We start from the raw sequence: 23858 nt of genomic DNA, 5'->3' as shown, positions 1-23858 counted from the left end.
ACGCCCTCACTACAGTCTCGACGTGTGAGCAACAGCCAGGACACGACCCGGCCGGTCGGCACGGTCGCGGTGTGGGGGACGTTCGACCTCGACAACTTCGGCGACCACCTGTTCCCGCGGGTGACCGAGCACGAGATCACCCGGCGCTTGGCGGGGTGGCGGGTCCGCCCGTACTCGCCCTACGGGCACGAGCACCCGTGCCGGATGGACGGCGGGTTCGTGGCCGACTCGTTGGGTGACTGGAGCCCGCGGCGGGTGGCGGAGCTGTCGACCGAGGTCGACCTCACCCTCATCGGCGGCGGCGAGATCATCCACTTCCGCGACGACCTGCTGGCCGACGCCTACCACACGACCGCCGAGGCACTGGCCGCCCGTGCGCCCAGCCGGTACTTCGTCGACGGCCTCGGCGCCTACGAGGCCGAGCACCCGGTGGTGTGGAACGCGGTCGGGATCCCGTTCGTGCCCTCCGCCGAGCACGCGGGCATGATCAAGGACGCCACCGCCCGCCGCGAGTACGTGGCGGTGCGGGACGAGCTGTCGCTGGAGCGGTTGCGGGCCTGCGGCGTGGAGCGGGACGTGGCCGTGGTGCCCGACCTCGGCTTCCTGCTCGACCGCCTGGTCGAGCCCGCCGTGCTGGAGGAGCGCCTGCGGTACCTGCGGTTCATGGGCTGGTACCCGACCGATCGGCCGGCGCTGATCGTGCAGGCCAACCGGTCCGCGGTACACCGCGCCGCCGACATCGCCAAGGTCCTGGACTGGACGCTGGCCGAGGCGGTGAACGCCGACGTCGTGCTGCTGGAGACCGGACCGTGCCACGGTGACGACCGGTTCGCCGACGCGCTCGCGGCCCGCCTGCCGCACCGCACCGTCTACCGGATGCCCGGCGGCCAGCCGCCCGAGGACATCCTGGCCGCCATCAAGGGCTCGGCCGGTGTGGTCGCGATGAGCTTCCACGCCAACATCGCCGCGTTCGTCTTCGGCAAGCCCTGGGTGGTGCTCGACCTCTCCGACCAGAGCAAGCTGCGCGCCCTCGCCGAGACCATGGGCGCACCGGACCAGCGGGCCGTCGACCCCGACACCCTGGCCAACGCCATCCGGGCCGCGTTCGGCCGCGAGGCCGACCCGGAGCGCCTTCGCCGCCTGCAGGCCGCCGTGGACGCGCACTTCGACCGCGTCGCCGAGCTGGCGCTCGCGTCGTGGGAGAAGCGCGGCGGTGACCCCGCCGCCCGGATCGCCGAGCTGGCCAGGGAGAACGAGCTGCTGCGCCGCGCGTACCGGCAGCTGCGCAAGCGCCAGGCCGCCGAGCGCGTCGCACTGGTGGAACGGTTGGAGCAGGCCGAGAACGAACGCGACGACGTGCACGTCCAGTGGCGTGCGGCGATCGACGAGCTGACGGCGAGGTACGAGCACGACAGCAGGGAACTGGCCGCCCTGCGCGGCACCAAGCTGCTGCGCTGGAGCGACCCGCTGCGGTCGGTGTACGGGCGCGTCCGGAAGGCGGGCTCGTGACCGACGCCGCCTACGAGGTCGAGACCCCTCCGCTGGTGTCGATCGTCCTGGTGTCCTACGGCGGTCGCGCCATGCTCAACCACTGCCTGTACCTGGTCGAGCAGCACACCACCGTGCCGCACGAGGTGATCGTGGTCGACAGCGGTTCGCCCGACGGCACCGACCGGTGGGTGCGCGACCACCTGCGCAACGCCCGGGGTCACGTGGTGAACCGCAACATCGGGTTCGGCGCCGGGTGCAACCTGGGTGTCCTGGACGCCCGCGCTCCCTACATCTGCTTCCTCAACGCCGACGTCGAGGTGGGCCCGCGCTGGCTGGAGCCGCTGATCGAGGTGCTGGACCGGCAGCCGTCGGTCGGCGCGGTGGCACCGCTGATGCGGGACCAGTCCGGCGCCGTGCAGGAGTTCGGCTCCGTCGTGGACGCCGACGGCTGGTGCCGCGCGTGGGGTGACGGCGCACCGCTCGGACCGGAGGAGGCGTTGTTCCCGCACGCCGTGGACTACGCGTCGGCGGCCTGCCTGCTGGTCCGCCGCCGGGCGTTCCACCAGGTCGGCGGGTTCTCCACCGACTACGACACGGCGTACTTCGAGGACGTCGACCTGGCGTTCGGCCTGCGCGCCGCCGGGTGGTCCACCGTGGTGGAGCCCAAGTCGACGGTGGTGCACCAGCGGCACGGGTCGTCGAACTCCGAGGTCGCGAACGACCTGATGAAGGTCAACCACAGCACGTTCCTGCGGCGCTGGGGCGCGGAGCTGGCCGGGCGTCCCGCGCTGCCCGCGCCGGACCGGCCCTCGCCGCGGTTCTACCTGGCCCGCGACGTGCTGGTGGACGAGCGGGTGCTGGTCGTGGACGACCGGGTGCCCAACGCCGACCGGGGCAGCGGTGACCCGCGCACCCAGCGGATGCTGGAGGCGCTGGCCGCGCCCAACCGGCGGATCACCCTGCTGGCCCGCGACCTCATGCGTGCCGCGGAGTACGCGCCCGCGTTGCTGGAGCAGGGCATCGAGGTGGTGTGGGTGCACGCCAACCCGTTCCAGGTGCTGCGGGAACGCGCCGGGCTCTACGACGTGGTCATCGCGGCCCGGCCGCACAACTTCCAGTGGATCGCCGACGCGGTGGCCGAGAGCCAGCCCCAGGCGGTCAAGGTCTACGACTCCGAGTCGCTGTTCCACCGGCGCATGGACCAGTACGTGGAGCACGCGGAGTCACCGGTCGAGCGGACCCGCCTCGCCGTCGAGGCGGCCGAGCAGCGGGCGGTCGAGGAGGCCGCGTTCCGCTGGGCCGACATCGGCATCTGCGTCACCGAGCAGGAAGCCGAGTGGGCCCGGGGTGTCGCACCGGACACGGCGGTCAAGGTGGTCGGCTACCCGGCGGACCGCCCGGGACACGTGCCGGGGGTGGAGTCCCGCACGGGCATCGCCTACTTCGGCGGCTTCATGGCCGGACCCGGCAGCCCCAACGAGATCGCCGTGCTGGACCTGGTGCGCGACGTGCTGCCGCCACTGCTGGCCAGGCACCCCGACCTGCGGCTCGGCGTCGTCGGCGCGGACCCGACACCCGCCGTCAAGGCGCTCGCGTCGCCGCACGTGGAGATCGTCGGTCGGGTGCCGAACCCGGCGTGGGTGCTCGGCCGCTACCGCCTCCAGGTGGTGCCGATGCGGCTGGGCACCGGGATCAAGCTGAAGTTCCTCGACTCGATGGCCGCCGGGCTGCCGTTCGTGACCACGAGCGTCGGTGCGGAGGGGCTGCACCTCGGCGACCTCGCCAAGTACCTGGTGGCGGACTCGACCGCGGAGCTGGCCGACCGGGTGGACGCCCTGCTGACCGACGACGAGCTGTGGTTGGACGTGCAGCGGGAGCTGCTGCGCATCGCCGACGAGCGGTTCTCGTGGTCCGCGTTCCGGCGCGAGCTGGACGAGGTGCTCGCCGAGGCCGGGATCGCGCCGCCGCCGCGGGAACGCTGACCGGGGAGGGGCCCGGACCGGGCCCCTCCCACCGGTGTCAGGACGTCGGCGGGTGCTCTTCCAGCTGGCGCGCGAGCAGCTCGTCGAACGCCGCCTTGGCCGCGGCCTCGTCCGGGCCGTACGCCTCGACGCGGACCACGAAGTCGTCCACCGCGTAGTGCGCGCGGTAGATCGCGGTCGGGTTCTGCGGCGTCAGCGCCAGGTTGCGGGCGATCACACCGGTCGGCGCACCCGGCACGACCTGGAAGTTCGCCGCCGCGTACAGGTTGTCCACGGTGCTGAGCAGCGCGTCGGGCCGGTCGGTCTGGAACGCCCAGATGCCCTGCACCAGCTTGGTCGCCTCGTCCCTGGACACCACGTACCGGACCTCGGTGGCGCCGCCGCTCTGGACGAGCTGCGCCTCCTCCAGCGTGGGCAGCTTCGCCGCGAGCGCGTCCTCGATGGACAGGGTCTTGAACTGGCTGAGCTTGCCGGGCACCTCGACGAACGGGCCGTCCGGTGTCCGCTTGGGCGGGGTCGTGGTGGTCACCGTGGTGGTGGAGGGCGTCTGCGAGCTGGTGCCGCCCGCGCCGGTCGTGCCCGAACCGCGGCCCCAGATCATGTAGGCGCCGAAACCGAGGCCGACGACCAGCACCACGACCAGCACGACCGCGATGATCCGGCCCTTGCCGCCGGACTCCTCCTCGAAGACCTCCGGACCCGCCGTGCCCCACGGGGAGCCGCCGCCGAAGTCCCCGCCGCCCCACGGCGGGGTCGACGCGCCACCGGACCAGTCGGGCTGGGGCTGGGCCGGGAAGCCACCGCTGGTCGGGCCCTGCGGCACGACCTGCGTGCGGTCGACGTCCGGGCGGGGGACGGCCACCGGCTGCACGTACTGCGTGCGGTCGGCGTCACCGGGCTGCTGCTGCGGGACGTCCGGGCGCACCACCTGCGTGCGGTCCGCCTGGCCGGGCTGCACCACCTGCGTGGCGTCCGGTCCGCTGTTCCACTTGAACGGCTCGGGGAACGGCGAGGGCGGCTGCTGCGGCTGCGGGCCGGACGCGTTCGCCAGCACCTGGTCACGCCGCACGCGGTACTCGTCGGCCGTGATCTTCCCGCTGGCCAGCGCGTTGTCCAGCTCCTGCAAGTCCTCTTGCCAGGACATGTACCGCCCCTCCCGGTGTGCTCAGGCGGGAGCCATTGTCACCGATGACGCGATACCGCCTCATCGCGCATGGCACTTCGCAACCTTGCCGTGTCCTACTCCGTGCGGTGCTACTTCGCCGGCACGGCTTCCAGCACCTGCTTGAGGAACTTGTCGAACGCCTCGGTCACCTTCGGCTCGGCGAGCTTGGCCGACCCGAGCAGGCCGACGCGGACCGTGGTGTCACCCGTGACGTACACCGCGCGCAGCAGGTACTGGTTCGAGTCGGGCAGGCGCACCTGCATCACCGACACGTTCTCCGGCACACCGGACAGCTTCAGCGGCGCCATGCCGATGGAGGTGTTCTGGCGGACCAGCGCGTCGCCGAGTTCGGTGGCCGCGCCGTCGTCCTTGGTGGGGAACGCGCTCACCGCGTAGCCCAGGCCGTTGTCGCTGGACGACTTGTGCGGGAACTTCCCGGTGCCCGCCGCGGCGACCGCCTTCTGCTCGTTCGCGCCGACGATCTTCTTGGTCTTGGCCTCGTCCAGGGTGAACTCGCCGGTGTTGGCCTCGTTGGCCTGGCCCGGCGGGTTCGGCAGCCGGTCGAGCTTGATCGGCTCGGGCTTCGGCGTGCTGGCCGCGGTCGAGGTCGTGCCCGCCTGGTCGGAACCGCCGCCGTTGAACCCGAAGTACCAGACCGCGCCGCCCGCGAGCAGCAGCACGACCACCAGACCGACCAGCAGCCACTTCTTGCCGCCGCCGGACGCGGTGTCCTCGAACACCTCCGGTCCCTGCCGGGCGTAGCCCCAGTTCTGGCCCGTGCTGCCGAACCCGGCGTCCGGGCTCGCCCACGGCGGGGCGACCGGTTGGGCCGGCGCGAACTGCTGGCCCGGCTGCTGACCCGGCTGCCGGCCGGGCTGCGGGGGCTGGGGCGCCTGCTGGTTGGGCGGCGGGAAACCGCCGCGCGGCACCTGCACGTACGCCGTCTTGTTCGGGTCGCCGCCGGGCACCACCTGGGTGCGGTCGGCGTCGCCCGCGGGCGCGCCCTGACCGGCCGCCGTCGGGTTGCTCGCCTGCCACTTGAGCGCACCCGCCGCCGGCGCGCTGGACACCGCGGCCAGGATGCGGTCGCGCTCGGACCGGTGCTGGTCGGCAGTAATCCGGCCCTGGGCCAAGGCTTCGTCCAGAGCGGCCAACTCATCCTGCCAGGCCATCGCGGTCCCTCTTCTCCTCAGGTGCAGCAGCAGTGCGTGCCCGCCGGGCGCGGCGGGCGAGCCGGCGCTCGAGCGGTTTCTCGACCAACCGGTAGAAGCCCTCGGTCGCCAGCACCATGGCGGCGAACGCGACGACCATGGCCCACCCCACGCCGATCACCTTGTGCAGCAAGGTCATCACCGCGAAGCTGACCGGCATGTGGACCAGGTAGGAGCTGTAGGTCCGCTTGGCGAGCGCCTTGATGACGGGGGACCGCACGAGCGGGCCGTCGGCCGTCATGCAGAGCGACACCACCATGATCATGATCAGCAGCGTGATCGGGTATCCACCACCCGGGCGGAAGATACCGGTGCTGACCAGGTCCGCGCGGACGAACAGCATGAAGTGGACGGCGCCGAGCAGCAGCGCGGTGCCGAACGAGACCTTCTTCGAGTGCGCCAGCGAGATCATCTGGCCGATGAAGACGATCGGGATGAACGCGACCATGGTCCGCAGCGGCCCGGCGGCGGCCTGCGGCACGAGCGACGTGATGGTCGAGATCAACGCGGCGGCCAGCGCCGAGGGCAGCCACGGCCACCGGCGCAACAGCGGGATCGTGGCGGCCGTGTAGCAGTAGAAGATCATCTGGAGCAGCAGGGTCCAGATGACCGGCAGCAGCAGCGCCGAGCCGGGGATGAAGTACGCGCCGAACCACAGGGTCTTGAAGAAGTTCGAGAACGTGGCGGCGTTCGAGCGCACCATCTCCGGCACCAGACCGGTGGAGGCGATCAGGAACGCCAGCAGCACTCCGGCCCACAGCGGCGGCATGATCCGCACGGCGCGCCGGCGCACGAACTCCAGCGGGCTCTCGCGGAACGAGACCTTCGTCACGACCAGGCCGGAGATGAGCAGCAGCAGCGGCACGCCGATGAAGCCGAGGTCCGGGCGGGTGTGCAACGACCCGGTGACGAGGTTGAGGAAGTCGCCGACCGGTGTGTGCATCTTCTTGCCGGTGACCCACCGGCCGAGGTGGGTGTAGACGATGATCACCGCGCCGACCACGCGCAGCAGGTCGAGCCCGTGCAGGTAGCCGGTCTTGGCGGTCGGGGTGGCGCGCGTCTCGGTGGCGGTCACGCGGGCACCCTCGCGAGGGCGCGGGCGGTCCCGACGCGGTGGGCGGCCTCGGCGGCGCCCGCGGTGGCCGCGGTGGCCAGGGCGGCCGAGACGGCGAACGGCGCGGCGGCGGACACGTGCAGCACGGCCCAGCCGACCGTGCCGGTGGCGGCCAGCAGCCAGCGGGCGCGGGTGGCGAGCCACAGCACGGCGCGGTGGGTCGTGCCGACCCGCAGGAGCAGGGCGAACAACAGCACGGCGTAGCAGGCGGCCAGCGGGTACCACCAGCCGTTGACCAGGTCGGACCGCGTCTCGGCCCAGGCCACGATCACCCACGCGGCGATCCCGAGCGCACCGGGCACGACGGCGTTCGGGACGCGGCCACGGCTGCCCATGAGCTGGCCGATCACCGCGACCGGCAGGAACGACAGCCACAGGCCCTCGGTGAACGGGACCAGGGCGGCGACCACGGCGAGCTGGGCGGCCGGGACCAGCCAGCAGGCGTGCCGGTGCAGCTTGGTGAGCGCGCCGGTGACCACGGTGATCAGCTCCACGGTGAGCACCCAGCCGAGCGCCAGCACCGCCGGCGCGCCGGGCGCGAGGTGGGCGACCAGCGTGAGGTCCCACAGCACGTCGGTCGGCACGGGGACGGCGCCGGTGCGGTTGGGCAGCACCTCCACGTGCAGCGCGATCAACGCGGCCGCGAGCACCGCGCCGGCGACGAGCGGCACGTAGACGCGGACCAGCCGGTGCACCACGTCCGCGTCGCGGCTCGTGCCGAGGTAGCCGGAGACCAGGAGCAGGAGCATCACGCCCAGCGGCCCGAAGTCCTCGCCGAGGCCCACCGGCCGGTTGAACCACTCGCGCACCTCGACCACCGGGTCGAACAGCTCGCCGTGCACGTCCGGCCACAGACCCCAGAGGAAGCTGTAGGCGACCATGACGATGCCGATGGCACGGGCGACCGCTGTCGTGCTCGACGGCCCGTGCGGCGGCCCGACGTGCTGCTCTGACATGCGGCCTTCCTTGCTGTAAGTGCTCGTTCGCCTGGCGTGCGGCGATCGGCCGCGGTGGTGCGCTGTGTGTCCCCCCGGACCCCGATGCAGGCTATGTCAGGGACCGGGCGGCCCGGTCACGAGAGCTGAGGAGTGTTGTCAAGCTGGGATTTGAGCAGGTCGGTGAACGCGACCCGGGTGGCCTCCGGGTCCGGTCCGTAGGCCTCGACCCGGATCAGGCCGTGCCTGCTCAGGTAGTGCGCCCGGTAGGTCGTGGTACCGGTCGGCGGCGTTACCGCCTGCACGATCGGGTTCACGGACAGGGTCTCGAACCCCGAGTCGGTGTAGAGCCCGGTGACGGCGTCCAGCGCGGCCGCGGGCTCCTGCCCGGACTTGAGCTCGAACAGCCAGATCCCGGTGGTGACGCCGGTGTTGTCGGTGACCAGCAGGGTCACCTTCGACACGTGCGGTTCGAGGACTTCGAGGTCGCGCGGCGCCAGCACCTGCGCCTTCTCGACGTTGCGGAACGTGTCCGCGGTGTCCAGCAGCACCGTGCCCCCGGGCTGGACCAGCGGCGGGTTGGGCTTCGGCGTGGCCGGCCGCCGCGGATCCCCCTGCACCTGGTCGGTCCGGGGTCGGCTCGGGTCCCCGCCGTCCCCGCCGAAGACCCACGCGATCCCGGCGCCCACGACGAGCACCAGGGCGACCGCCACCTGGGCGAATCGGGACGTGCGCATGGCGTTGGCTCCGGCAGGGATCAGCAGCCGACCAGGCGGCTCGGTTCGAGGATTGGTCAGATGGTGACACAGGTCGACACTCTTATGGGTGACGACGGCGCGCTTGGTGGCCGCCGACACGCTGTGCCACCGGACCGACCGCCCGGGCGGTCGCCGGCCGGAGGAGCCCTAGCTCCTCTTCGTGAGCAGGGTGGGGCCGACGATGCGGCGCGCGATCCGGCGCAACCGGCTGCGCGGTGCGGGTGGCGGCGTCGGCTTGGCGGTGGGGGCCGGCTGGGCGGGCGTCGGCTGGGCGGCGGTCGGCTGGGCGGGGGTCACCGGGGCGGGCTCGGCCGCGGGTGGCGCGTCGGCGGCGGGTGCCGGGGTGCCGGGCGCGGGGGCGTTGGGCGGGGAGGCCGGCAGCGCGGTTCCCGGTGCGGCGGGTGCCGGGGCCGGGGTGAAGGCCGCTGCGGGGTCGACGCCGGGTGCGGCGGGCGCGGGCGGGAGCACGGACCCGTTGGTGGCCGGTGCGGGCGCGAAGAGCGAGCCGTTGGTGGCCGGTGCGGCGGGGGATCCGTTGGCGGCCGGGGTGAGGGCGGGGGTGCCGTTGGCCGAGCCGTTCAGCCTGCCGTTGAACGCGCCGCCGAACGCGCCGTTGGACAGGCCGGTCACCGGCTCGAACTTCGTGGTGGCAGCGGCGGCGGGGGAGGTGGGGATGGGCGGGAGGTTGGTCGCGGTCATCGGCTCGGTGGTCGGCCAAGCCGGTTCCGGCGCGGGGGCGACGGGCTGCACGCGGACCGTGGGCGTGTCGTTGGTTCGCTGGGGCTGGGTGGGCACCTGGCTGGACGTCACGCCTCGATCTTGCCAAAACACGTTCGGTGATCCGGTGCCGGGCGATCAGCAGAAGATGATCCCGCAGGGTCTGCGAGTCGTCGTCGTAGTGGTCGTAGTGGTGGTGGGACGCCGTGTGGTGGTCGTGGTCGGCCGCACGGTCGTGGTGGTCGTCACACTCGTCGTCGTGGTGGTGACGCCGGAGGTGGTCGTCGTCGTGGTCGTGCTGCTGCCCGACGTCGTCGTGGTGGTGGTCGTGCCGGACGTGCTGCTCCTGGGCCCGGTGGTGGCGGTCGCCGTGACCGTGCGGCTCGGCTGCTCGCTGCGCTTGACGACCACGACCTCGCCGGCGTCGGTCGGCTCCAGGCCGCGTGGCGCCCGGGCGATGCTGCCGTGCGCCGCCAAGAGGGCGGCGACCGCCGCGCCGATCAAGGCGCCGAAGGCGAACCGGCCGGAACCACCCAACGCCGTGAGCATCCCCAACGACTACCGGCCTCACCCGTGGGGGTCAAATCCTCCCGGACGACTGGTACCGGCCTGACACTTCGGGTATCAGGCCGGTACCAAGAGGTCAGCCGTCGGCCGGGGTCACTGCTGGAGGGTGGCCGTCAACGTGATCTCGGTGCCCGCGAGCGCCTTGCTCACCGGGCAGTTCTGCTTGGCGTTCTCGGCGGCCGCCGCGAAGCCCTCGGCGTCCAGGCCGGGCACGACCGCGGTGACGGTCAGGTGGATGCCGGTGATGCCGGTGCCGGGCTGGAACGTCACCTCCGCCGAGGTGTCGACCTGCTGCGGCGGGGTGCCCGCCTGCGCGAGGCCGTGCGAGAGGGCCATCGAGTAGCAGGACGAGTGGGCCGCCGCGATCAGCTCCTCCGGGCTGGTCTTGCCGTTCGCGGCCTCGGCGCGGGAGGGCCAGCTGACGTCGAACGCGCCGACGCCCGACGACTCGAGGGCGACGTTGCCCTTGCCCTCGAGCAGGTTGCCTTCCCAGTGCGTGGTCGCCTTGCGGGTGGTGGCCATGTGCGCAACTCCGTCTTCGACGAGGAAACCTTCGACGCCAACCTAACGGTGATCACCGGGACGTGCCGTCACCGGACATGCGAAAGGGCCCCGGTGGGTTACCGGGGCCCTTTCGAAGAGCGGATGACGAGACTCGAACTCGCGACCCTCACCTTGGCAAGGTGATGCGCTACCAACTGCGCTACATCCGCCTGTTGGTGACAACTATAGACCACCCTCAAACCGCGTTTCGACCGGGGGGTCCCGACTGCGCCAGCAGCCGGTCCACCTCGGTCAACCGCTCCTTCGGCCAGCGCCACTCCCACAGCGGCCGGACCCGGTCCACGACCTCCGCGGGCAGCCACGGCGCCACCTCGTCGCGCAGCTCCCACTCGTCGAACACGTGCTCGTAGAAGCTGACCACCGAGGCGTCGGACAGGAACCGCTCGGGCTGGCGGAAGCACCAGTGCGCGAAGCCGTACACGCGGCCGAGCACCTCGCGGTCGCCGTCGCGGTGCGCGTCCAGCGCGAGCTGCCACAGCTCGGACAGGAACACGTGGCAGGACCACGACTCGCGCTCGACAACGGCGCTCAGCTCGGGGAGGAGGGCGGAAGCCCTTGCGCGCCAATCGACCACGCGGCAGGAGCGTACTCGTCACCGGTGGTCCCGCAGCGCGGTCGGCGACCAGCCGACGCCCACCCGTGACCGCCCCGTCACCGGCAGCGAGCGTCGCCGCCGGACCGCGCGGGTGCCCTGATTAGGCCGAACGGCCGACGTCGTCCGTCGGGTGTTCGGTATCGGCTCGCTATCGCTTCGGGCCGGAACCAGCCGACTGTGGCATCTTGACCACTGGACCAGGTGCAGGGCGGGAGGTGCCGGGCGGGATGGCCGGAGATGCCGATTTCGACCGGGAACTGCTCGCCAGGGTCAGGGTGGGCGACGACGGCGCGTTCGGCGAGCTGTTCACCCGCCACGCCGACGCCGTCCGCCGGTTCGCCCTCCGGCACGTGCGCGAGCACGCCGAGGCCGACGACCTGACCGCGGAGGCGTTCTTCCGGGTCCTCCAGGCGATCCGCCGGGGCAACGGCCCGACCGACCACGTCCGCACCTACCTGCTGACCGTCGCGCGCCGGGTGGCGTGGGAGTGGAGCGGGCGGCGGCGGGACGTGCCGGTGGACGACGAGGAGCTCAGCCAGCGGGTCGAGCCGTTCCCGGACGTCACCGCGAACCGACCGGAGCACGCGCTGATCTCCCGCGCGTTCACCAGCCTGCCCGAGCGGTGGCGCACGGTGCTGTGGCAGGTCGAGGTGGAGGGCGAGCGGCCCGCCGCCGTCGCGCCCAGCTTCGGCCTGAGCCCGAACGCGATGGCGGCGCTGGCCCGTCGGGCCCGCGAAGGGCTGCGGGCGGCGTACCTCCAGGCGCACCTGGCCGCGGACACCGGGCCGCGCGCGTGCAACTCGGTGGTCGCGAAGCTCGGCTCCTACACGGCCGGCGGCGCGCAGGGCGCGGAGCGCAAGCGCATCCGCAAGCACCTGCAGACCTGCTCCTCCTGCAACGCGCTGCACGCCGAGCTGGTCGAGGTGTGCTCGACGCTGCGGGCGCACGCGGCGAGCATCGCGGTGCCGGTGGCGGCGACCGCGCTGCTGGGCCCGGCGGTGGTGGGTCCGGCGGTGGTGGGCCCGGTGGTGGCGGGCAAGGCCGCGTGGCTGACCGGGCGGGTGAAGCTCGCGCTGGCGGCGACCGCCTCGGCGGCGGCCGTCGGCCTGTTCGGGGTGGTGGCCGGGACGTTCACCGGCGCGCCCGGGCCGGCGCTGGTCCAGTCGGGTCCGGAGGGCGCGCCCGGTGAGCACGTGCTGGCGCTGTGCTCCCCGACCCCGACCGCGACCGGCACGGCGACCAGCGCGACGTCCCCGGAACCGCCGGTCGACGCGCGGCAGGTCGTGCACACGAAGGCGGCCCGGGCGCAGCCCCCGGCGCCGACGACGACGGCGACCGCGGCCACCCCGCCCCCGGTGGAGCCGACCGGCTCGACCCCGCCCGCCGCAGCGCGCTCGCTCGACGACGTGACCACGACGTCGTCGCCGGACCCGACGCCGGATCCGACCCGCACGGTGCTGCTGGCCACCACGACGACCGGCACCACGGCGGTGACCAGCACCGAGCCGCCCAAGTCGGCGGGCACGACCACGTCGACCGAGCCGTCGAAGCGGACGCTCACGCCGACGACCGTGACGCTGCGGCCGACACCGGGCCGCCTCGGGCCCCGGTGACGGCGGGTTTCACCCACGAGGTGCAAGACTTTGCCGGTAGCGTGGGGAACGCTGAGTGATCGCTCGACGTCTTGAGGAGACGGTGATGACGCGGCTGGTGCGCGGGGCCGACGGCCGGATGTGGACGGTGCGCAGCCAGATCGAGTGGCGCAACCCGTCGACCGACGCCGACTTCGAGCACGACGTGAGCGGCGGCCACGGTCCGGGCGTGCTGATGCTCGCCATCGTCATCGGGATGGGCGTCATCCTGGTGGCGTGGACGCCGCCGGACGTCGTCGTGCCGGCGTGGCTGATCGTGGCGCTGATCCTGGTGTTCCTGTTCTTCCCGGTGCGCTGGGCGGTGCGGCGGCCGTGGCTGGTGGCGGCGGAGTCGAAGAAGACCGAGGAGCTGCCGCCGGAGCGGTGGGTCGGCTCGGTGCGCGGCTTCCTGACCGTGCGCAACGAGGTCGCCAACGTGGCCCGCAAGATCGAGATGTACTCGTTGCCCGACCTGGACGGTCCGCTGCAACCGGTCGACTGACGGCCGTTCGCGGGTGACACTGTCGGGGTGCCGGAACTGCCCGAGGTCGAGGCGCTCGCCCACCACCTGCGCGAGCACGCCGTTGGACGGCGCGTGCACCGGGTGGACGTCGCGTCGTTGCAGGTGTTGAAGACGTTCACGCCACCGTGGACCGAGCTCCAGGGACGCGAGGTGACCGGCGCGGGCCGGTTCGGCAAGCACCTGGACCTCGACTGCGGCGGCCTGCACCTGGTGGTGCACCTGGCGCGGGCCGGGTGGCTGCGCTGGTCGGAGCACCTGTCGGCGGCACCGCCCAAGCCGGGCCGGGGTCCGCTGGCGCTGCGCCTGCACCTGGGCCCGCCGGGCGAGGGGCCGGGGTTCGACCTGACCGAGGCGGGCACGAAGAAGGGCCTGGCCGCGTGGGTGGTCGAGGACCCCGCGGACGTGCCGGGCATCGCGCGGCTGGGACCGGACGCGCTGTCCGTGACGCGCACCCAGCTCGAAGACCTGTTCTCCGGTCGGACCGAGCGGCTGAAGACGGCGTTGACCGACCAGGCGGTGCTGGCGGGCGTCGGCAACGCCTACTCCGACGAGATCATGCACACCGCGCGGCTGTCGCCGTACGCGACGGCGGGGAAGCTGTCGGCGGAGGCGCTGGACCGGCTGCACGAGGCGTTGGTCTCCGTGCTGAACGACGCCGTGGCGCGGTCCGTCGGCCAGTCCGCGGCGACACTGAAGGGTGAGAAGCGGTCGGGGCTGCGGGTGCACGCGCGGACCGGTCTGCCGTGCCCGGTGTGCGGTGATGTCGTGCGCGAGGTCTCGTTCGCGGACAGGGCTTTCCAGTACTGCCCGACGTGCCAGACGGGCGGGAAGCCGCTGGCCGACCGGCGCATGTCGCGGCTGCTCAAGTAGGTCACACGGACGAGTGGCTTGCGCCGTTCGTCGGCTGAGCGCCGCCGTGGCGGGAACTTCCTCCAGGAGTCCGCACGACAACTGGAGGAGCTGTGAACCAGCGCATCGCCGCCGCGTTGATCGGTACCACCATGGGACTGGCCACGTTCGCCGGTTCGACCATCGCCGTCTCGGCCGCCTCCCCGGAGCCCGCGCCGCCGCAGTTGCAGCAGGACCAGGTGTCGGAGGTGATCTGCCAGGTGCTCGAGCGGCTCGAGCTCCTCGACCACCCGGCGCTGGAGGACCTGGTGACGGGGTTGAAGTGCAAGGAGTCGGAGAAGCCCACCACGACCACGACGACCGGTGCGCGTTGACCGGGGGACGGGACGCCTCGATCGAGGGGTGCGGCCCGAGTGATCGGGTCGCACCCACGCTCCGTGAGCGCAAGTCCTGGTGATCACCCGATCGGGTAAGCGTTCCGCCACGGTTGCCGCCAATTCATCGGATGTGCACGTCTCGCCCCGCCGCGCCCCTTGCCTATACCGGCCCCACGGCACAGCATGGACGCCGTGCGGGACCTCCTGACCGAGCGCGCTGTGCTCGGACTCATCGCGACCCTGGCCGTTCTCGGCCTCTTCGTGATGCTGTGCCGTGCCCGCCGCGTGAGCACGTCGGTCGAGGACGCCGTGATGGACATGCTGCACCGCATGTCCAAGGCGTCCGCCGACCTCCGCGAGGGCCTGACCGAGGACGCGGCGAACAAGGCGACCCCGCACCTGCGGGAGATGCTGCGGTGCGTCGCGGTCGGCATCACCGACCACGAGGGCACGCTGCTGTCCTGGGACGGCGGCGCCAACGACCACTACGAGTTCCTGCGCGCGTTCATCGAGCGCGCCATCGGCGAGGGCCACAAGGAGCACGTCGAGCACCGGAAGCTGGAGTGCGAGCTGCCCGGTCCGTGCTCGCTGCACAGCGCCGTGATCGTGCCGCTGGTGGTGGAGGGTGACGTCGCCGGCACGTTGATCGTGGTCAGCGGGGTGGCGAACAAGCGGCAGATCCGGATGGCGGAGGAGACCGCGCGGTTCGTCTCCACGCAGCTCGAGCTGGAGGTGCTGCAGAAGTCGCGGCAGGCGCTCGCGCAGGCCGAGGTGCGGGCGCTGCGGGCGCAGATCTCGCCCCACTTCGTCTACAACGCGCTGAACACGATCTCGTCGCTGATCCGCACCGACCCGGGGCACGCGCGGGAGCTGCTGCAGGAGTTCGCCGAGTTCACCCGGTACTCGTTCCGCACCGACGGCTTCTTCACCACGCTGGCCGACGAGCTGACCAACATCCACCGCTACCTGACCATCGAGCAGGCGCGGTACGGGTCGCGGCTCAACGTGCGGCTGAAGATCGCGCCCGAGGTGCTCCAGGTCGTGCTGCCGTTCCTGGTGCTGCAACCGCTGGTGGAGAACGCCGTGCGGCACGGCCTGGCGAAGAAGCCCGGCGGCGGCGAGCTGACGATCATCGCCGAGGACAACGGCGCGGAAGCGCTGATCTCGGTCGAGGACGACGGCGTCGGCATGGACCCGGACCGCCTCTTCGACGACCTGAAGGACGCCCACCAGACCGGCGCGCACGTCGGCCTGGGCAACATCAACCACCGGATGCGGGCCGTGTTCGGCGACGACTACGCGCTGGTCGTGGAGACCGCGCCGGACGCCGGCATGAAGATCATCCTCAAGATCCCGAAGTACCGGCCGGGCGTGCAGACCAACCTGCCGCTGGTGCCGCCGCGGCTGGAGGACACCACCGAGCAGCCCGTCGTGAACGCCTGATCAGCGGCCCGGCCGGGTCACGCGGCGGCGATCGCGAGCACCGTCACCGTCATGACCGCGCACACGCTCCACGTGATCCACATCCAGTAGACGTGCATGGCGGTGGGACCGTCCGCATTCTTGCGGCCCCGGTCGTCCCACCACTCGACGTAGCGTTCGAGCCACCGGAACGGGTTGAACGTCACCGGTCGATGTTAGCCGTGTCACCACCCTCGCGTTGACACGTAAGGTCGGAGCCATGAGCGTGACGGACAAGATCGCGGCCCGGCTGCCCAGGATCGTCGCCGAGCGGACCGAGCGCGGACCCGTGGTGGCCGCCGTCCGACTGCACGGCGTGATCACGCCGACGCCGACACCCATGGCCCGCAACACCATCAGCATGCAGACCGTGGAGAGCGCGCTGACCCGCGCGTTCGAGCACGACCGGCTGGTCGCCGTCGCCCTGCTGATCAACTCGCCCGGTGGCGCGCCGACCCAGTCCGCGCTGGTCGCCGAGCGCGTCCGCGAGCTGGCCGCGAAGAAGAAGGTGCCGGTCCTGGCGTTCTGCGAGGACCTGGCGGCCTCCGGCGGCTACTGGCTCGCGTGCGCGGGCGACGAGGTCTACGCGCACGGCACGTCCCTGGTCGGCTCGATCGGCGTGGTGAGCGCGGGGTTCGGCCTCAACGGGCTGATCGAGCGCTACGGCGTCGAGCGGCGCGTGCACACCGCCGGGGAGAACAAGGTGCGGCTCGACCCGTTCAGCCCGGAGAAGCCCGAGGACGTCGAGTGGCTCAAGGGCCTCCAGGCGCAGCTGCACGAGCAGTTCGTGGCGTGGGTCCGGGAGCGCCGCGGCGCGAAGCTGACGGCGACGGACGACGAGCTGTTCAACGGCGAGGTGTGGACGGGCGCGAAGGCGGTCGAACTCGGGCTGGTCGACGGCCTCGGCACGCTGCGCAGCGTCGTCGCCAAGCGCTACCCGGACGCGGAGATCGCGATCGCCGAGCCGCGCCGGCCGCTCCTGGCCCGCCTCGGACTCGCCGGCGCGACCACCCGATCGGGGGACTTCCTGGCAGAGGGGTTGGCGGCGCTGGAAGAGCGGGCGCGCTGGTCGCGATTCGGGTTGTGAGGTCACGCCCCGGTGGCCGTCCGGCAACCGGCGTAGACAGCGACCCCGCCGGGTCGGCAAGATGCGCGGCACAGTGAGCACCCCAGTGATGAGTAGCGCAGTGAACAATCGCACGGACAGCACCGGCCTCCTCGTTCTGGCGGTGGACGACGAGGCGCCCGGTCTGAGCGAGATCAAGTACCTGCTCGAGAGCAGCCCGCACATTCGACGTGTGCTCACGGCCTTCGACGCGGCCGAGGCACTGCGCATCCTCCGGGGTGACTACGACGTCGAGGTGATGGACCGCACCCGGGCGGGGCTGCCGCCGGTCGACGCCGTGTTCGCCGACATCAACATGCCCGGCCTGAGCGGGACGGACCTCGCGCGCGTGCTGGGCGCGTTCCGCCAGCCGCCCGCGCTGGTGTTCGTCACGGGCGTCGAGCACTCGGAGGCCGTGGTGGCGTTCGAGGTGGGCGCGCTGGACTTCGTGACCAAGCCGATCAACTCCGACCGGGTCAACAAGGCGATCTCGCGGGTCGTCGACCGGGTCGCCGCGACTCCGGCGGCCACCCCGGAGCCGACCGCGGCGGAACCGCAGGACGACGAGGTGATCCCGGTCGAGCTGGGCGGCACCATCAAGCTCGTGCCCCGGGCGACCGTCCGCTACGTGGAGGCGCAGGGCGACTACGCCCGCCTGCACACCAACGACGGCGCGAGCCACCTGGTGCGCATCCCGTTGGCGCAGCTCGAGGAGCGCTGGGAGAACGCCGGGTTCGTCCGCATCCACCGGTCCTACCTGGTGGCGCTGCCACTGGTGACCGAGCTGCGGATGACGTCGAACGGCTACGCGGTGGTGATCGGCTCCGGCGAGGGCGCGAAGGAGCTGCCGGTCAGCCGGCGGCACACGCGTGAGCTGAAGGAGAGGATCGTGCGCCCCCCCAAGAGCAGTTGGGGATGACCAAGCACTCCGGCCCACCCGGGCAACCGGACCAGCCGCAGCCGGCCGAGCGCGACGCCTGGCTGTCGGTCTCGGCGCGCAAGAACCGCCGCCGGCGGGTGGTGCTGGCGGACCCGCGCGGCCGCGGGCGGGTGCTGCGCACGATCATCGAGCTGGAGGAGCAGACCAGCGTCGGCGAGAAGCTGATCCGCGACCTGATCCGCACCCAGTTGCGCACGGGCCTGGCCCTGGGCGGTACCACGTTGCTCCTGCTGGCGACGTTGCCGGTGGTGTTCTACGCGGTGCCGTGGCTGGCGGAGGTCGAGTTCGTGGGCGTGCGGCTGCCGTGGCTGCTGCTGGGCCTGCTGCCGTTCCCGCTGTGCTACGGCGTCGGCTACGCGTACCGGAGACTGGCCGAGCGGCACGAGCAGGACTTCGTGAGTTCGGTGGACCGGTGATCGACAACCCGTGGAGCCTGGTGCTCGTCGGCGTGATGGCGGTGCTGACGTTCTCGTTGGGCTACGTGGGTTCCCGCCGCGCGAACACGACCCCGGACTTCCTGGTGGCCCGCCGCGCCGTGCCGGCCACCCGCAACGCCGCCGCGATCTCCGGCGAGTACCTGTCGGCCGCGTCGTTCCTGGGCGTGGCGGGGCTGGTGCTCAAGGACGGCGTGGACGCGCTGTGGTACCCGATCGGCTTCACCGCGGGGTACCTGGCGATGATGCTGTTCGTGGCCGCGCCGCTGCGGCGGTCGGGCGCGTACACGTTGCCGGACTTCGCCGAGGCGCGGCTGGGACCGTCGAACCTGCGGAAGTTCTGCACGTTCTTCGTGATCTGCATCGGCGTGCTGTACCTGGTGCCGCAGTTGCAGTCGGCCGGGTTGACGCTGAACACGATCACCGGCCTGCCCGCGTGGCTGGGCGGTGTGGTCGTGACCGTGATCGTGGTGGTGAACGTGCTCGGCGGCGGGATGCGCGCGATCACACTGGTGCAGGCGTTCCAGTACTGGGGCAAGCTGTTCGCCATCGCCGCGCCGACGTTCGTGCTGTTCACGTTGTTCCTGGCCGGGCCGGGCAACGGGGCGCAGCCGGTGGACGCCTCGGGCGTGCTGCGGTTCCCGGAGCGGGTCGAGGTGACCACGGTCGACCCGGTGCGGGTGCGCGTCGACGTGCCCATGGAGCTGTCCGCGACCGGGCTGGTGGACGGCTACCCGACCGACGGCCGGGTGTACTGGACGCCCGGCCTGTACGAAGTGGGCCCGGACACCGAGCTGCGGTTCGCGGCGGGTTCGCCGGTGCCGGTGGTGGAGGGCTCGCCGACTTCGAACCACGACTGGCTGCGGCCGCAGACCGAGGGCCTGTCCGGGCTGTTCGAGACGTACTCGCTGATCTTCGCCACGTTCCTGGGCACGATGGGGCTGCCGCACGTGCTGGTGCGGTTCTACACCAACCCGGACGGTCGGGCGGCGCGGCGCACGGCGCTGCACGTGCTGTACCTGCTGGGGCTGTTCTACCTGTTCCCGACGGTGCTGGGCGTGATCTCGCGCCAGTACCTGCCGCAGTTGCTGGTGACGGGGAAGACGGACGCGGCGGTGCTGCTGCTGCCGACCACGATGCAGCCGAACCTGCTCGGCCAGGTGCTCGGCGCGGTGGTGGCGGCGGGGGCGTTCGCGGCGTTCCTGTCCACGTCGTCGGGTCTGCTGGTGTCGGTGGCGGGGGTGGTGTCGACGGACATCCTGCCGGGCAAGGTGCGCGACTTCCGGTGGGCGACGGTGCTGACGGGCGCGGTGGCGATCGGGTTGGCGCTGGTGCTGCCGCGGGCGGACGCGTCGTTGACGGTGGCGATGTCGTTCGCGTTGGCCGCGTCGACGTTCTGCCCGTTGTTGTTGTTGGGCATCTGGTGGCGCGGGTTGACGTGGGTCGGCGCGATGGCCGGTCTCGTGGTCGGCGGCGGGCTGGTGATCGCCTCGCAGGTGGTCACGGTGGTCAGCTCCTACACCGGGCAGTGGGCGCCGTCGGTGTTCTCGCAGCCGGCGCTGGTGACCGTGCCGGTGGCGTTCCTGACCATGGTGATGATCAGCAAGCTGACCGCGCGCCGCAAGCCCGAGGACGTGAACCAGATCCTGCTGCGGTTCCACGCCCCGGATCCGCTGGGTTTCATGCGCGACCGGGAGTCGCGCTTCGGCGGAACCGAGGAGAACTCGCGAGCGGCGCGCGGCGACGACGTGAGCCCTTCTTCCTGATTTGTGAACTGCCTCACAGCGGTGTTTGAGGTGGCGGCACGCGGCTAGGCCTGGTGCGGAGCCTCCCGGACCCGCGTCACCCCGTGATGACCTGCGATGTCCCCGCTCGGCCTAACTGGTCAGTGGCCGAGAGTGGGCATAGGTCTCGATCGGGTGAAGATAACCACACCGATCCGGTTATCGGTGACTTCGATCACCCGAGTGGCAGTTCGTCTCAGCATTACTACCGCTCATCGCATCACTCGACTGTTGAGCGCAAGGTCACACGAAAGGTCTTTCAGGCGTGAGCCAGGTCTCCCTACGGTGCACGGCGTATCAGGAACGCACCAGGAGGCCTTACGTGCCGTTCACACCGTCGTCAAGTACGCGAGGAGGGGACCGTGAGCACCTCTGAGCAGCACTCCCCAACCGACGCCCAGGGCAACCACGACTGGGTGGAGGTGCAGAACAGCCCCGACTTCCGCGAGCTCCGCCGGCGGCTGCGCACCTTCGTCTTCCCCATGGCCGGCCTGTTCCTGGCCTGGTACCTGCTGTACGTCCTGCTCGCCGACTACGCCCACGGGTTCATGTCGACGAAGGTCTTCGGCAACATCAACGTCGGCCTGATCCTCGGGCTGCTGCAGTTCGTGTCGACGTTCGTCATCACGACGCTGTACGTGCGCCACGCGAACAAGAAACTCGACCCCCTGGCGGAGAAGCTCCGCAACGAGCTCGAAGGGGGGCAGGCGTGAACGGCAACGCACTGCTCAACATCGGCATCTTCGGCATCTTCGTCGCCGCGACCCTGGTCGTCGTCATCCGGGCCAGTCGCAACACCAAGACGGCCGCCGACTACCTGGCCGCGGGTCGGTCGTTCACCGGCCCCCAGAACGGTGTCGCCATCGCGGGCGACTACCTGTCCGCCGCGTCGTTCCTCGGCATCGCGGGCGCGATCGCGCTCAACGGCTACGACGGCTTCCTGTACTCCATCGGCTTCCTGGTCGCGTGGCTGATCGCGCTGCTGCTGGTCGCCGAGCTGCTGCGCAACACCGGCAAGTACACGATGGGCGACGTGCTGAGCTTCCGCATGCGGCAGCGCCCGGTGCGCGCGGCGGCGGCGACCTCCACCATGGCCGTGTCGTTCTTCTACCTGCTGGCGCAGATGGCGGGCGCGGGCGGCCTGGTCGCGCTGCTGCTCAACATCACCGGCAAGCTCGGCCAGGCGATCGTGATCGCGGTGGTCGGCGCGCTGATGATCGCCTACGTGCTCATCGGCGGCATGAAGGGCACGACCTGGGTGCAGATCATCAAGGCGGTGCTGCTGATCGTCGGCGCCGGCGTGATGACGCTGTGGGTGCTGGCCAAGTTCGGCCTGAACCTGTCCAGCCTGCTCGGCTCGGCCGTGGAGAACGCGCCGAAGGCCGGCGAGAAGCTGCTCGGCCCCGGCCTGCAGTACGGCGCGACCGGCACGTCGAAGCTGGACTTCCTGTCGCTGGCCCTCGCGCTGGTGCTCGGCACCGCGGGCCTGCCGCACATCCTGATGCGCTTCTACACCGTGCCGACCGCGAAGGAAGCCCGCCGCTCGGTGGTCTGGGCGATCTGGCTGATCGGCCTGTTCTACCTGTTCACGCTGGTCCTGGGCTACGGCGCGGCGGCGTTGGTCGGTCCGGACAAGATCAGGTCGGCCCCGGGTGGGGCGAACTCGGCGGCTCCGCTGCTCGCCGAGGCGCTCGGCGGGCCGCTGCTGCTCGGCCTGATCGCGGCGGTCGCGTTCGCCACGATCCTCGCCGTGGTGGCGGGTCTGACCATCACCGCGTCGGCGTCGTTCGCGCACGACATCTACGCCAACATCATCAAGAAGGGTGAGGCGGAGGACAAGGACGCCGAGGTGAAGGTCGCGCGGCGGACCGCCATCGTGATCGGCATCGTGTCGATCCTCGGCGGCATCGCGGCCAACGGCCAGAACATCGCGTTCCTGGTGGCGCTGGCGTTCGCGGTGGCGGCGTCGGCGAACCTGCCGACCATCCTCTACTCGCTGTTCTGGAAGCGGTTCAACACCTCCGGCGCGCTGTGGAGCATCTACGGCGGCCTGGCGGTGACGATCACGCTGATCGTGCTGTCGCCGGCGGTGTCGGGCAAGCCGACCTCGATGTTCAAGAACGTCGACTTCGCGCTGTTCCCGCTGTCCAACCCCGGCATCGTGTCGATCCCGGTGGCGTTCCTGCTCGGCTACCTCGGCACCGTGCTGTCGAAGGAGGACGACAAGAAGAAGTACGCGGAGATGGAGGTGCGCGCCCTCACCGGCGTCGGCGCCGAGAAGGCGGTCGCGCACTAGTCGCCGCCCGTCCCCGCTGGAATCCGCGCCGGCCATCATCCCTTCGAGGGAAGGTGGCCGGCGCTCCTTATCCCCGGCTTATGGGCGCCGTGGCAGCATGGTCGCGTGACCGTTCCCAGCGTTGAAGTGTCCGAGGTGCCGGCGCAGCTGCCGGAGGGCAAGGTGCTGCTCGACGTGCGCGAGGCCGACGAGTGGCAGGCCGGCCACGCACCCGGCGCGCTGCACATCCCGATGAGCGAGCTGGCGGGCAGGCTCGACGAGCTGCCCGGCGACGCCGAGTTCTACGTCGTGTGCCGCGCCGGCGGCCGGTCCGCCCGGGTCACGCAGTACCTGAACGCCAACGGCTGGGAGGCGACCAACGTCGACGGCGGCATGCAGGTGTGGGCCGCCAACGGTCGTCCGCTGGTCGGCGAGGTCGACGGCGCGGAGCCCGAGGTCATCTGACATGGCGCTGCGACCGCTGCGGGTGGACTGGGTGGCGACCCCGCCACCCGGCGCCTACCCGCACCGTCGCCAGGGCGCGCCCCGGCGGGCCTACACCGGCCCGCCGTCGTACCCGGTACCGCCGCGCTGGGGCTTCCCGCTGCTGGCGTGGCGCTGGCCGACGTCCGTGGCCATCGACGACGACCGGCCGGCCGGCTCGATCGACCAGGCGCAGCGGGCGGCCCGCACGGCGTCCCACGCCCTCGGCCTGGCCGCGTTGACCGCGGTGTGGGCGGCGGGCAGCGAGCTCTGGCGTTACGTGTTGTTGCTGCTCAGCCGCTACGGCGCGATGTCGGAGACCACGGTCGGCGTGTCCGACGCGATGGTCGTGTCGTCGTCGGTGGTGACGGTCGTGGCGTCCGCGCTCGCGCTGGTCTTCACGCTGCTGTGGCTGCGCCGCGCCCGCAACGCCGCCGCCGCGGAGGCGGGCTACGGCCCGTCCCGGTCCGACCGCGAGGTGCTGGTCGGTCTGGTGGTCCCCGGCGTGAACCTCGTGGTCCCGGGATCGGTGCTGGCCGAGCTGGAGCACGCGGCGCTGCGCGAACCCGCCACCACCCGCCCCGTGCCGTCCAAGCTGCTGCGCTGGTGGTGGGGCCTGTGGGCGGCCACCGGCCTGTTCGTCGGGTTCACCCTGGTGTGGGACCTGCGCGACAGCGTGCAGGCGATGGCGGACGGCGTGCTGCTGCACGCGGTCGCCGACCTGCTCGCGGCGGCCGTGGCGATCGTGACGGCGGTCGTGGTCCGCCACATCACCACGCTCCTGCTGCCGGTGGACGCCGGTGCCATCCGCCGGATGAGGGTGGTCGACGTCAAGGACGCGCCCACCCCCGTCCTGCGCCCGGTCCGGCCTTCGGGCTCGCCCCGCTGACGGTGGGT

At 71.8% G+C, this 23858-nt stretch carries 25 protein-coding genes and 1 tRNA gene; 16 read left to right on the top strand and 10 right to left on the bottom strand.

The window, feature by feature from the left end; genetic code table 11:
• The first annotated feature begins 24 nt into the window (after window positions 1-24).
• Both FHX81_RS21090 and FHX81_RS21085 read left to right on the top strand, forming a co-directional pair.
• Window positions 25-1509 (top strand): polysaccharide pyruvyl transferase family protein, encoded by a 1485-nt coding sequence (locus FHX81_RS21090; RefSeq protein WP_141979790.1) that lies wholly within the window; start codon window positions 25-27, stop codon window positions 1507-1509.
• Window positions 1506-3473 (top strand): glycosyltransferase, encoded by a 1968-nt coding sequence (locus tag FHX81_RS21085; RefSeq protein ID WP_141979789.1) that lies wholly within the window; start codon window positions 1506-1508, stop codon window positions 3471-3473. The genes FHX81_RS21090 and FHX81_RS21085 overlap by 4 nt, the downstream gene beginning before the upstream one ends.
• Before the next feature lie 37 nt (window positions 3474-3510).
• Here FHX81_RS21085 and FHX81_RS21080 read toward each other — a convergent pair whose 3' ends face one another.
• The 6 genes from FHX81_RS21080 to FHX81_RS21055 form a co-directional block, all read right to left on the bottom strand.
• On the bottom strand, window positions 3511-4617 hold the full coding sequence (locus tag FHX81_RS21080; protein ID WP_141979788.1) for a hypothetical protein: 1107 nt from the start codon (window positions 4615-4617) through the stop codon (window positions 3511-3513).
• Between the two features lie 110 nt (window positions 4618-4727).
• Window positions 4728-5810: a hypothetical protein gene (locus FHX81_RS21075; protein ID WP_141979787.1), complete on the bottom strand. Its 1083-nt coding sequence runs from the start codon at window positions 5808-5810 to the stop codon at window positions 4728-4730.
• Complete coding sequence (locus tag FHX81_RS21070; protein WP_141979786.1) at window positions 5794-6924, bottom strand: acyltransferase family protein; 1131 nt, start codon at window positions 6922-6924, stop codon at window positions 5794-5796. Before FHX81_RS21070 ends, FHX81_RS21075 begins: the two co-directional genes overlap by 17 nt.
• Window positions 6921-7919: a hypothetical protein gene (locus FHX81_RS21065; RefSeq protein ID WP_141979785.1), complete on the bottom strand. Its 999-nt coding sequence runs from the start codon at window positions 7917-7919 to the stop codon at window positions 6921-6923. The genes FHX81_RS21070 and FHX81_RS21065 overlap by 4 nt, the downstream gene beginning before the upstream one ends.
• A gap of 116 nt (window positions 7920-8035) precedes the next feature.
• Window positions 8036-8635, bottom strand: a complete 600-nt coding sequence (locus FHX81_RS21060) for a hypothetical protein (protein ID WP_141979784.1) — start codon at window positions 8633-8635, stop codon at window positions 8036-8038.
• A 168-nt stretch (window positions 8636-8803) separates the two neighbouring features.
• Window positions 8804-9355 carry a hypothetical protein gene (locus FHX81_RS21055; RefSeq protein ID WP_170232117.1) on the bottom strand — a complete coding sequence of 184 codons (552 nt, stop codon included), beginning with the start codon at window positions 9353-9355 and terminating at the stop codon, window positions 8804-8806.
• On the opposite strand from FHX81_RS21055, the gene FHX81_RS21050 reads away from it, so the two are divergent.
• Window positions 9330-9986 (top strand): hypothetical protein, encoded by a 657-nt coding sequence (locus tag FHX81_RS21050; RefSeq protein ID WP_170232116.1) that lies wholly within the window; start codon window positions 9330-9332, stop codon window positions 9984-9986. The two genes, FHX81_RS21055 and FHX81_RS21050, sit on opposite strands and share 26 nt — an antisense overlap.
• A 47-nt stretch (window positions 9987-10033) precedes the next feature.
• On the opposite strand, the gene FHX81_RS21045 is transcribed toward FHX81_RS21050, so the two are convergent.
• The 3 genes from FHX81_RS21045 to FHX81_RS21035 form a co-directional block, all read right to left on the bottom strand.
• Window positions 10034-10462, bottom strand: a complete 429-nt coding sequence (locus tag FHX81_RS21045) for an OsmC family protein (RefSeq protein WP_141979781.1) — start codon at window positions 10460-10462, stop codon at window positions 10034-10036.
• Between the two features lie 118 nt (window positions 10463-10580).
• Window positions 10581-10653: transfer RNA gene (locus FHX81_RS21040), tRNA-Gly, on the bottom strand.
• Window positions 10654-10679: 26 nt separating this feature from the next.
• Window positions 10680-11078: a DUF7674 family protein gene (locus FHX81_RS21035; protein ID WP_141979780.1), complete on the bottom strand. Its 399-nt coding sequence runs from the start codon at window positions 11076-11078 to the stop codon at window positions 10680-10682.
• Window positions 11079-11326: 248 nt separating this feature from the next.
• Between FHX81_RS21035 and FHX81_RS21030 the strand changes: the two genes are divergently transcribed.
• The 5 genes from FHX81_RS21030 to FHX81_RS21010 all read left to right on the top strand — a co-directional run bounded on the left by FHX81_RS21030 (window position 11327) and on the right by FHX81_RS21010 (window position 15922).
• Window positions 11327-12712 carry a sigma-70 family RNA polymerase sigma factor gene (locus tag FHX81_RS21030; RefSeq protein ID WP_141979779.1) on the top strand — a complete coding sequence of 462 codons (1386 nt, stop codon included), beginning with the start codon at window positions 11327-11329 and terminating at the stop codon, window positions 12710-12712.
• Between the two features lie 85 nt (window positions 12713-12797).
• Entirely contained in the window at window positions 12798-13232 is a 435-nt protein-coding gene (locus FHX81_RS21025) for a DUF983 domain-containing protein (RefSeq protein WP_141979778.1), read from the top strand.
• 27 nt (window positions 13233-13259) lie between these two features.
• Window positions 13260-14123 (top strand): Fpg/Nei family DNA glycosylase, encoded by an 864-nt coding sequence (locus tag FHX81_RS21020; RefSeq protein WP_141979777.1) that lies wholly within the window; start codon window positions 13260-13262, stop codon window positions 14121-14123.
• 92 nt (window positions 14124-14215) lie between these two features.
• Entirely contained in the window at window positions 14216-14476 is a 261-nt protein-coding gene (locus FHX81_RS21015; RefSeq protein WP_141979776.1) for a hypothetical protein, read from the top strand.
• A gap of 186 nt (window positions 14477-14662) precedes the next feature.
• Window positions 14663-15922 (top strand): histidine kinase, encoded by a 1260-nt coding sequence (locus tag FHX81_RS21010; protein ID WP_141979775.1) that lies wholly within the window; start codon window positions 14663-14665, stop codon window positions 15920-15922.
• A gap of 17 nt (window positions 15923-15939) precedes the next feature.
• Here FHX81_RS21010 and FHX81_RS40660 read toward each other — a convergent pair whose 3' ends face one another.
• Window positions 15940-16107: a hypothetical protein gene (locus tag FHX81_RS40660; protein WP_170232115.1), complete on the bottom strand. Its 168-nt coding sequence runs from the start codon at window positions 16105-16107 to the stop codon at window positions 15940-15942.
• 53 nt (window positions 16108-16160) lie between these two features.
• Here FHX81_RS40660 and FHX81_RS21005 point away from each other — a divergent pair, with 53 nt between their 5' ends.
• From FHX81_RS21005 to FHX81_RS20970, 8 genes are all read left to right on the top strand, one after another.
• Window positions 16161-17027 carry a S49 family peptidase gene (locus FHX81_RS21005; protein WP_141979774.1) on the top strand — a complete coding sequence of 289 codons (867 nt, stop codon included), beginning with the start codon at window positions 16161-16163 and terminating at the stop codon, window positions 17025-17027.
• A gap of 61 nt (window positions 17028-17088) precedes the next feature.
• The gene (locus FHX81_RS21000; protein WP_425473834.1) at window positions 17089-17964 is read left to right on the top strand and encodes a LytR/AlgR family response regulator transcription factor; all 876 of its coding nucleotides are present in this window, start codon (window positions 17089-17091) and stop codon (window positions 17962-17964) included.
• The gene (locus FHX81_RS20995) at window positions 17961-18401 is read left to right on the top strand and encodes a hypothetical protein (protein WP_141979772.1); all 441 of its coding nucleotides are present in this window, start codon (window positions 17961-17963) and stop codon (window positions 18399-18401) included. Before FHX81_RS21000 ends, FHX81_RS20995 begins: the two co-directional genes overlap by 4 nt.
• Window positions 18402-18436: 35 nt before the next feature.
• Complete coding sequence (locus tag FHX81_RS20990; RefSeq protein WP_425473890.1) at window positions 18437-20185, top strand: sodium/solute symporter; 1749 nt, start codon at window positions 18437-18439, stop codon at window positions 20183-20185.
• A gap of 380 nt (window positions 20186-20565) precedes the next feature.
• Complete coding sequence (locus FHX81_RS20985) at window positions 20566-20916, top strand: DUF485 domain-containing protein (protein WP_141979770.1); 351 nt, start codon at window positions 20566-20568, stop codon at window positions 20914-20916.
• Window positions 20913-22499 carry a solute symporter family protein gene (locus FHX81_RS20980; protein WP_141979769.1) on the top strand — a complete coding sequence of 529 codons (1587 nt, stop codon included), beginning with the start codon at window positions 20913-20915 and terminating at the stop codon, window positions 22497-22499. The genes FHX81_RS20985 and FHX81_RS20980 overlap by 4 nt, the downstream gene beginning before the upstream one ends.
• Window positions 22500-22604: 105 nt before the next feature.
• The gene (locus FHX81_RS20975; RefSeq protein WP_141979768.1) at window positions 22605-22943 is read left to right on the top strand and encodes a rhodanese-like domain-containing protein; all 339 of its coding nucleotides are present in this window, start codon (window positions 22605-22607) and stop codon (window positions 22941-22943) included.
• Between the two features lies 1 nt (window position 22944).
• Window positions 22945-23850, top strand: a complete 906-nt coding sequence (locus FHX81_RS20970) for a DUF4328 domain-containing protein (protein WP_141979767.1) — start codon at window positions 22945-22947, stop codon at window positions 23848-23850.
• Window positions 23851-23858 lie beyond the last annotated feature (8 nt).

The organism is Saccharothrix saharensis, from assembly GCF_006716745.1.
GTDB lineage: Bacteria > Actinomycetota > Actinomycetes > Mycobacteriales > Pseudonocardiaceae > Actinosynnema > Actinosynnema saharense.
The sequence above is the reverse complement of the archived record's forward strand: the minus strand, read 5'-3'. Positions and strand labels throughout refer to the sequence as shown.